This window comes from uncultured Marinobacter sp., from assembly GCF_963974375.1.
Taxonomy (GTDB): domain Bacteria; phylum Pseudomonadota; class Gammaproteobacteria; order Pseudomonadales; family Oleiphilaceae; genus Marinobacter.
This window is the reverse complement of record NZ_CAXBDN010000205.1, coordinates 1-8,177: the sequence shown is the minus strand read 5'-3', so window position 1 is coordinate 8,177 and position 8,177 is coordinate 1. Positions and strand designations below refer to the sequence as shown.

9 protein-coding genes and 1 tRNA gene are annotated in these 8,177 nt (G+C 59.8%); 9 read left to right on the top strand and 1 reads right to left on the bottom strand.

The genetic code is table 11. From position 1 onward, the window contains the following. The 4 genes from pxpB to AAC035_RS15620 all read left to right on the top strand — a co-directional run. Window positions 1-732: 5-oxoprolinase subunit PxpB (pxpB, locus tag AAC035_RS15635; RefSeq protein WP_339805762.1), on the top strand; the 732-nt coding region annotated here is incomplete at its 5' end. Continuing rightward, window positions 729-1,688: a biotin-dependent carboxyltransferase family protein gene (locus tag AAC035_RS15630; protein WP_339805760.1), complete on the top strand. Its 960-nt coding sequence runs from the start codon at window positions 729-731 to the stop codon at window positions 1,686-1,688. The genes pxpB and AAC035_RS15630, both read left to right, overlap by 4 nt. Before the next feature lie 27 nt (window positions 1,689-1,715). Beyond that, the gene (locus AAC035_RS15625) at window positions 1,716-2,795 is read left to right on the top strand and encodes a lipid A deacylase LpxR family protein (protein WP_339805758.1); all 1,080 of its coding nucleotides are present in this window, start codon (window positions 1,716-1,718) and stop codon (window positions 2,793-2,795) included. A gap of 105 nt (window positions 2,796-2,900) precedes the next feature. Then, window positions 2,901-2,991: transfer RNA gene (locus AAC035_RS15620), tRNA-Ser, on the top strand. Window positions 2,992-3,087: 96 nt separating this feature from the next. On the opposite strand, the gene AAC035_RS15615 is transcribed toward AAC035_RS15620, so the two are convergent. Further along, window positions 3,088-3,681: a hypothetical protein gene (locus AAC035_RS15615; RefSeq protein ID WP_339805756.1), complete on the bottom strand. Its 594-nt coding sequence runs from the start codon at window positions 3,679-3,681 to the stop codon at window positions 3,088-3,090. Window positions 3,682-3,930: 249 nt separating this feature from the next. Here AAC035_RS15615 and AAC035_RS15610 point away from each other — a divergent pair, with 249 nt between their 5' ends. The 5 genes from AAC035_RS15610 to AAC035_RS15590 all read left to right on the top strand — a co-directional run. Next, window positions 3,931-4,518: a GNAT family N-acetyltransferase gene (locus AAC035_RS15610; protein ID WP_339805754.1), complete on the top strand. Its 588-nt coding sequence runs from the start codon at window positions 3,931-3,933 to the stop codon at window positions 4,516-4,518. Window positions 4,519-4,542: 24 nt separating this feature from the next. Further along, the gene (locus AAC035_RS15605) at window positions 4,543-5,265 is read left to right on the top strand and encodes an iron-containing redox enzyme family protein (RefSeq protein ID WP_339805752.1); all 723 of its coding nucleotides are present in this window, start codon (window positions 4,543-4,545) and stop codon (window positions 5,263-5,265) included. Next, the gene (locus AAC035_RS15600; RefSeq protein ID WP_339805750.1) at window positions 5,258-6,616 is read left to right on the top strand and encodes an MFS transporter; all 1,359 of its coding nucleotides are present in this window, start codon (window positions 5,258-5,260) and stop codon (window positions 6,614-6,616) included. The genes AAC035_RS15605 and AAC035_RS15600 overlap by 8 nt, the downstream gene beginning before the upstream one ends. A 35-nt stretch (window positions 6,617-6,651) precedes the next feature. Continuing rightward, window positions 6,652-7,845 (top strand): aminotransferase class I/II-fold pyridoxal phosphate-dependent enzyme, encoded by a 1,194-nt coding sequence (locus AAC035_RS15595; RefSeq protein WP_339805748.1) that lies wholly within the window; start codon window positions 6,652-6,654, stop codon window positions 7,843-7,845. After that, window positions 7,842-8,177 (top strand): alpha/beta hydrolase (locus AAC035_RS15590; protein WP_339805746.1); only part of this gene is annotated, 336 nt, incomplete at its 3' end. The genes AAC035_RS15595 and AAC035_RS15590, both read left to right, overlap by 4 nt.

The window sequence follows — 8,177 nt, the reverse complement described above, 5'->3', positions numbered from 1 at the left end:
CCGCAAGCAGACCGATGTGCAATGAAAGCAACGGTCAGCCTTGTTTCTGAAGATGCAATTCTGCTGTCGCTCGGTGACCGGATCGATGAACAGCTTACACCTCGTATCGCCCTGCTGTGTGAACAGATTGAGGCCTCTCTGGGGCCGCGGCTGCTGGACATGGTGCCCTCCTACACGACGATTCTCTGCACCTATGACCCCCTGACAACCGACACCGGCAGGCTCAAACGTGATCTCGAGCGACTTGTTGCCCATTGGGCCACTGAAACCTCCACTCCCACCTGGCAAGCGTCGATTACGACCTCTGATTCAGTGCCGCTGCATCAGATCCCGGTGTTTTACAGCCCGGAAGTCGCGCCTGACCTTGAAGCCCATGCCCGGGCCTGCAGTCTGTCCGTCGCGGAACTGATTGAGATTCATGCCGCCGGCACCTATCAGGTGTTCGCCGTGGGTTTCAGCCCCGGTTTTGGTTTTCTCGGGCAGGTGGATCGGCGCATTGCAGGCCCCCGGAAGGCAACCCCGAGGACACGGGTGCCACGGGGTGCCGTTGGCATTGCCGACCGTCAGACTGCGGTCTATCCGGTTGCCTCCCCCGGTGGCTGGCAACTTATCGGGCGCAGTCCCTCGGTGTTATTTGATGAGCGCACCCTGGCCGTCCTGAAAGTAGGTGACAGGGTTCGATTCTTCCCCCTCAGCCGGCATGAGTACCTGGCACTCGGAGGTGAACTGTGAGCCTTCCGGCCCCGGGACTTCAGCTCATCAAACCCGGTCCCCGTTCACTGATTCAGGATCGGGGGCGCATGGGCTACCAGCATCAGGGCCTTGCCACCGGAGGCCCCGCCGATTACCAGGCCTTCCGGTGGGCGAACCGGCTACTGGACAACGATCCCGGCTGTGCCTGCCTGGAAATAACCCTTGGAGGCTTTGAGGCGACCGCACTCTGCCGCATGTCGTTGGCGGTGACCGGGGCGGCAGCCACCATTCTGATCAATAACAGTGCTCATCCCGGCAACGCCACGCTTGAAGTCCGCGCTGGTGACACCATACGCCTGGAGGCTCCCCGGGCTGGTCTGCTCAGTTACCTGGCCGTAGCCGGAGGCTGGCAGACAACGACCTTCCTGGGAAGTCGCTCGGTAGTCATGCGGGAACATCTGGCCGGCCTGGCACCGGCCAGGGCCGGCGACTGCCTGCCCTGCAAACCCCAGCCGCCCCACAGGGACGCCCGTGTGCCGGCGCCGGCGCTGATCGATTATCAGGAACCGGTGGAACTCAGAATTCTGCCAACGGCACAGACCATGCTGTTCTCACAACAGGATCGCCGTACTTTGACGGCCCGGGAATACCGGATCTCTCCGCATTCGGATCGAATGGGCTACCGGCTGTCAGGGCCTCCGCTGGCATCAGGCCCCGGTGGTATTGTATCGGAGGCGATCCCTCTGGGATCCATCCAGATTCCCGGGGATGGTCAGCCCCTGATACTGCTGAGCGATCGCCAAACCATTGGTGGATATCCTAAAATCGGAGCCATATCGTTACTGGACTGCAGCCGCCTTGCGCAACGCCGCCCCGGCAGCACGGCAAGCTTTCGCTGGAGTGATCTTGCTCAATGCCGCCAGGAACGGAACGAGTTCGAGCAGCTGCTGACCCGTGAGCTGACGTCCGGAACCCACAAGGCGCAGCATTACTGAACGCCACCCCAGACCATGAGGCATCCCTTGACCCCCGCAGCCCGGCGTGACCCAGAGACATGGCAGGCCCGTTATTACACCCTGAAACCGATAACCCGGCTCGTACTTTTTAGTGCCACTGCGTTGCCGGTCACAGCTCACGCAATTGATGACCAGGCCAGCTTTCAGCTGGAACTGGCTAACGATGTGGTGCTGTCCTCCGACAACCAGTTCACCAACGGTGTTGCCATCCATCACCACTCCCGACTGGCAGACAGCCTGCATGACACTGGTGGCACCCTTGCGTTTGGCAAGGTGCTGGCTGGCCCGTTGCTGCCCCGGTCAGGGGATCTCTATTATCGCGAAACCTGGGTGTTCGGGCAGAGTATCCAGACCCCGGACGACATCGAAACCAGCGAACTGATTCTGAACGACGTGCCCTACGCCGGCGGGCTGTTCTGGTCCAATGGCTTTTACGCCTTCAATGATGAGCGATTCTACGGCTTTCAATGGCTGCTGGGCTGGGGCGGCAGCGATGCCCACGCCGAAGCCACACAAAAGGGGGTTCATACCATTCTTGGCGGCGATAACCCCAGGGGCTGGAGCAATCAGCTGGACTCGGAACCATTGCTCAACCTGCACTACGCAATCCGGCAAAAGGTGTTCAATAAAAACCACGTTGACGCATCCGTCACCGGAGACCTTGCCCTGGGCAATATGCTGACGTTCGCGCAGACCGGTCTGGAATTCAGGTTAGGCAAAAAACCACCGGGATTCGCCTATGTACCGGACCCCCCGGGGCGGGGACTGGACAGCGACGCCACCCTGAGAGCCGATGGCGCCCGCTATATTTATGGCAGTGCCACGGTCAGGCTCACCGGCACACTCCACAGCATCGCTCTGGACGGCAATCTGCTGCGGAACGGTAACGAATGGACCGAACAGAACGCTATCGAACCTGAAACCTGGACCCGCCAGCTTATTCTGGGCCTGCACTACACCACCCCCCGCTGGGGTGCCCACGCAACTCTCTGGCTGTCTTCAGAATCTGTTGACGAATCCAACCTTGCGGCGAGCGAAGATCCCCGCAACAGCTTTGGCTCTCTGTTACTGGAGTACCGCTTCTGAGGGCAGCGAGGATAAAACGGAATAAAACAGGGCGTTGACAGGCCTTTTCATTCCGGTATCATGCACCACGCTGTCGCAACGGCAGCAAGCAGTATATGGAAAAACGGTGGGCTGGCAGAGTGGCTTAATGCAGCGGTCTTGAAAACCGCCGACGGTTAATAGCCGTCCCGGGGTTCGAATCCCTGGCCCACCGCCATTTTTCTATAATTATCAATTCTTTATCTCTTCTTCCTGACTGACCTGCCCGTTTACCGGAGCCCCACGCGAGACCCCGGAAAACCGTTACCTGGCCTTACCAATCGTCTTCCTCATCCTCGAAACCGACGACCTCGCGAATGGCATCCAGATGGGGTCTTATGGCTTCAACGTCCGCTTTCGGCGCATCGAAAGCAGCACTCATCTGGCTCTGGCTCTGCTGCATCATCTTGCGCATGTCGGCTTTCTGTTCTTCGGACAAAAAGGTGTTTGCCTCGATCTCCGCCAGGGTTTCCCGCATGGTGGCTTCCATCATGGGCGCATATTCCGCGGATTCGATGTTCATATAGGCAAGCATGATCCTGTCCCCTACTCCGGCAAACTCCTCCACTGACGAAAAGCCATGGTCCCGGGATGCCCGCTCAACCAGGCTCCAGGATTCAGGGTCGCGGGTTTTCATGAAAGTCAGCGAGTCAGACACCATGGTCTCGAAACTGAGCCCCTGCTCTTCGATGTGCTGCTCCCAGGCTGCATCGTGTTCATCAAAGGCATGGTCAGACGCCTCCAGCTCCGCCATGGCGGCAATGTAGCCGGTAATCTGCCTGTCCGTCAGACTGCCGGCGAAGGCCAGTGTGCTGACCAGGGCCAGGGCGATGGTCAGCAGCGTGTTGCTGGCATGTCTCTTGATCATGGTTCCGTCCTTCAATTTCCTGTGGGGCCGACAGCTGCGGCCCGTGTCAGTGGGAATACTCACTGGCCTGATGGCCCCGTGAACAATTATGGTGCGCTTACCCACCATCCGGTTCAAGTCCGGATCTTTCTGAAAGATCCAGTTCTCATTGTTGCATTCCTGTCATATTTCCGCCGTATTTGTGTCCCGAAAACGCCTTTCCAGGTTCGCGCCATACGCGGACACTGCTCCCAACCACAGGAGCCTGCTATGACCTGCCACTTCACCTGGATAGATTCACCCCTTCCCATCGATGCATTGGGTGGTGCTCTATGGCGCCTGCTTTGCCGCACCTCGGAAGATAACGCCATTCTAGGAATTGACGACAGCGCGACCGAAAGCGCCCAGAACAGCTACCTGAAACAGCTCAAGCAAACCCTGAATTGCGGTGGCCAGCTGCTGATCGGCAGTATCCACGGACGCCTGGTGGTCAGCTGTGTAATGAAACCCCAGACCGTGCCCACCACCTGTCATCTGGCGGAACTGATGAAAGGCACCATTGCACCGGAGTATCGCGGCCAGGGTTTGCTGGAGGAGGCCCTCAGGCAGATTACCGACAGAGCGCGTCAACTCGGCATCAGCCGCCTCACCCTTGATGTCCGCGAAGGCTCGATGGCCCATCGCCTCTGGGAACACTGGGGCTTCGAGACCTTCGGCGTTCTGGAGGACTACGCCCGTTACGCCGGACAGAGTTTTCGCGGGCACTACATGCAGCAAGCGGTGGATGATCTCGCGATTCGCGTGGCCCGCCGGCTGGCGGTAAAAAACCAGAGTGCAACGGCAACTACAACACCCTGATAGCAAACAACCCGGGATATCACCATGACGATGGAACGTAACGCTTTTCGCGAACAGCTGAATGCAACCCTGCAACGCAACCTGACCCTCAGCCATCCGCTGTTCCCCTTGCTGCTGGATGCCCATAATCCGGACATAGACCTGCTTCGCAAGGTTGCGCTCCAGGGTTATCAGCTCACCCGGCACTTCCTGACCTATGTCGAGCATCTTTTTTTCTACTGCCCTTTGCCCAGGCACAAGCGCCATCTGCTTTTCAATCTGTTTGAAGAGGAAACCGGGCGCCTGTCCCGCACCAAAAACCATGTCCACCTGATGGAAGACTTTCTTCGGGCCCTGGGAATCTCCGATCAGCAACGGGACGCCACCTTAGCCCTGCCCGCAACCCGCGAACTGATCAATTACCGGCTTGATGCCTGCACCAATCCGGAGCGCTATCACATCGGTGCTGCCGCTGTGCTGGTGGCCAGTGAGGGCCAGAATCTGGAAACCCTCGGCGAAGAGGCCAGGCACACCATACTCGGACGGGTTTACGGGTTGCAGGAAAAAGATCTGCTGTTTTTTTCGGTGCACCAGAAAGAGGATGTTGCACACGTCCGCCAGGGTCTCGATCTGGTCGCGGACCTGTGCACCACTGAACGCATGCAAAGCGAGGCACTGGAGGCCGTCAACCACACCTGCCGCCTGTTCTATGGCATGTACGAGGGTATCTACCAGACTCTGTATTCACCGGAATCCGGCTATGCCTGATCACGCCACCCGACTGCCTTCGCGGGTGCTCTGGGGCGTAATCGCGGTTGGCTTCGGGGTGATGTTCCTGAGTTCATCAGTCAAGGGAGCCTACCAGGTCTATTTCCGTGATCTCGCAGATCTGTTCGACATGGGGCGGGGGCAATTTGCGCTTACCGGCGCGCTATTTGGCCTGGTACTCGGCCTGGTTTCTCCCGTTGTCGGGGCCATTTGCGATCGCTACGGCCCCTATCGCTCGATGATCTCCGGGGCTGCCGCAGCGGCCCTGGCGTTCGCTTTGCTGGCACTGTTCGACAGCTTCCCGATGTTCCTGCTCGCCTATGGTGTTCTGGCGGCCTACGCCCTTGCCGCCATGACGTTCGTACCCATGGGGGTATGGATCGACCGGGTATTCAGCCAGCGCCAGAAGGGTCTGGCCTACGCGGCCATCAGCAACGGCGTCGCAATTGGCTTCATGCTGCTGTCTCCGCTGTGGGTCTGGTTCAACGGCTGGCTGCAGTGGTCAGTTCTGGCCGGGTGGCTGGCCGTTACCTTTTTGCTGGCGGTCACCCTGCCCCTGCTCTGGGCCCGCCGGCGGCTGCCGGTTGGCCATGCCTCGCCTCCGGTTAGCCAGGCCAGCAATGCATCGTCACAGGCCGACAGTCTGTCACACCATATCCGCCAGCCGGTTTTCATGGTGCTGGCCATCAGTTTCGCAGGTTGTGGTTCATCCATGGCGTTCATCGATCTGCATTTCGTACCGCTGATGCAGGAACGCATTGACGCCGGCCTGGTGGCGTCGGCAGGCATAACGGGCTTTTGCGGGCGCGATCTGTCCGAAACCCTGCTGGCAGGTGACCTTTTCTCTCCTGTGGCGGTTTCGCTCAGCGTACTGGGCGCTTTCGAACTGGCGGGCGCTCTTGCGGTCGGCTATCTGGCGGGCCGGGGGCGACCTGCGCTCCTGCTGGCGGCACTCTACGGCTTGCGCACACTGATTCTTGTGTCGCTGGCAGTCAATCAGTCCGCCACCAGTTTCCTCTTCTTTTCAGCCATCTTCGGACTGACCTACATGGGCACCGTCATTCTGACCTCGTTGCTGTGCCTGCAGTGCTACGGTGCGGCAATCAAGGGCAGGATGTTCGGACTGCTGTTTACCATTCACCAGCTGGCGGTGTTCACGACCGCCTATCTCGGCGGCCTGGCTCGGGACCCTACCGGCAGTTACACCGCCACTACCCTGGGCGTAGCGGCGGTCTGCCTGATGTCGGTCATGGCAGCACTGGCGTTGCACCCGGTTTTGCGGCAACAGCAACAGACACACACTATTGGACGAGCGGCACCGGGCTCGGAATCCGGGACAGGCTCACTGTGATTCAGAACACCATCATCAAAAGAGAGGGAATTCCCATGCAGCCACTGAGCGAACTGACCAAAGCCCTCCACTGCCCCAAAGCAGATGGCCACGATGCCCATTCACCGCCCTTGTGGATGACCTCGGCGTACGATTTTGACTCGGCAGAACAGGCCAGTGACCGATTCAACAATATCAGCCCGGGCAACGTATACAGTCGCTTTACCAATCCTTCGGTGAACGATTTCGAACGGCGACTGGCGATCATGGAAGCCGCAGAAACAGCAGTCGCCACGGCCTCTGGCATGGCCGCCTACCTGGCTCTGGCCATGGCGTTACTGCGTCAGGGCGACCACCTGTTACTCGGGGCCGGAATGTTTGGCTCAACCACGCACCTGTTCCGGCAGTATTTTGGTCAGTTTGGCGTTGACTGCGAGACGGTATCCATCACCAACACCGGCCTCTGGGCCCAGGCCATCCGTCCTGAAACCCGAATGCTGATTCTGGAGACGCCCGGCAACCCGACCATGGAGGTGGCTGACATCCGGGCTCTCGCCAATCTGGCGGAAACCCACGGAATACTGCTGGTTGTCGACAACACCATCCTGTCGCCGGTCTGCCAGCAGCCGCTGAAACACGGCGCACATCTGGTGGTGCAGTCCGCCGGCAAGTTTATTGACGGCCAGGGCCGCTGCGTCGGGGGCGCGATAGCCGGAGCGGAACCGTTAATCGCACCGATCCGGATGGTGTTACGCAGCGCCGGTATGTGTATGAGTCCGTTCAACGCCTGGATGCTCGCCGCAAGCCTGGAAACCCTCAACGCCCGCATGCGGCTGCACGAAGCCAACGCCCGCCTCATCGCCCAGTGGCTGGCGCGTCATCGGGCTGTTGACAGCGTGTACTACACCGGCCTGCCCAACCGCCCCGACGAGTCCCTGATTTCACGTCAGCAATCCGGACACGGCGCCTTGTTAAGTTTCGATCTCAAGGGTGGCCAGGCTGCGGCCTGGTCGTTTATCAACGCGCTTGGCCTGGTATCCCGCTGTACCAATATCGGCGATGCCCGCACCATGGTGACCCATCCCTGGTCCACCACTCACTGCCGCTACAGTCCGGCGGAGAAATCTGCCGCCGGCATAGGCCCGGGGCTGGTACGGCTGTCGGTGGGTCTTGAGGAACCTGCGGATATCATGGCCGATCTTGATCAGGCACTTCATCATGCCCGCAGGCGGGAGAGGATCACCGCATGAAACCGTTCCGGACATTCCTGCCTTGTCTGACACTGCTGTTCGCTCTGATACCGTTACCGGCGGTGGCCGACGAGACCGCCAGCCAGGACCCGAGACCCTCCACCCAATGGCCCGTAGCCTACCGGTATGTGGCCTTTGAGGTGCCCGAGGCAGGCCATTCAGTAGCGGGTCGCCTGAGCTTTCCTGAAAACATGTCGGAAGAGCGGCAAGTGCCAGCCGTGGTGATTGTCCACGGCTCCGGTGGTGTGGATACCCGGGGGCCGCTGTACGCCAAACACCTGAACCAGGCGGGCATTGCCACCCTTGAGGTAGATCTCTGGTCCGCCCGGGGC

Coding starts and splice junctions, on each gene's coding strand:
- AAC035_RS15615 (WP_339805756.1), bottom strand. CDS start 3,681: ATGATCAAGAGACATGCCAGCAACACGCTGCTGACCATCGCCCTGGCC.
- AAC035_RS15610 (WP_339805754.1), top strand. CDS start 3,931: ATGACCTGCCACTTCACCTGGATAGATTCACCCCTTCCCATCGATGCA.
- AAC035_RS15605 (WP_339805752.1), top strand. CDS start 4,543: ATGACGATGGAACGTAACGCTTTTCGCGAACAGCTGAATGCAACCCTG.
- AAC035_RS15600 (WP_339805750.1), top strand. CDS start 5,258: ATGCCTGATCACGCCACCCGACTGCCTTCGCGGGTGCTCTGGGGCGTA.
- AAC035_RS15595 (WP_339805748.1), top strand. CDS start 6,652: ATGCAGCCACTGAGCGAACTGACCAAAGCCCTCCACTGCCCCAAAGCA.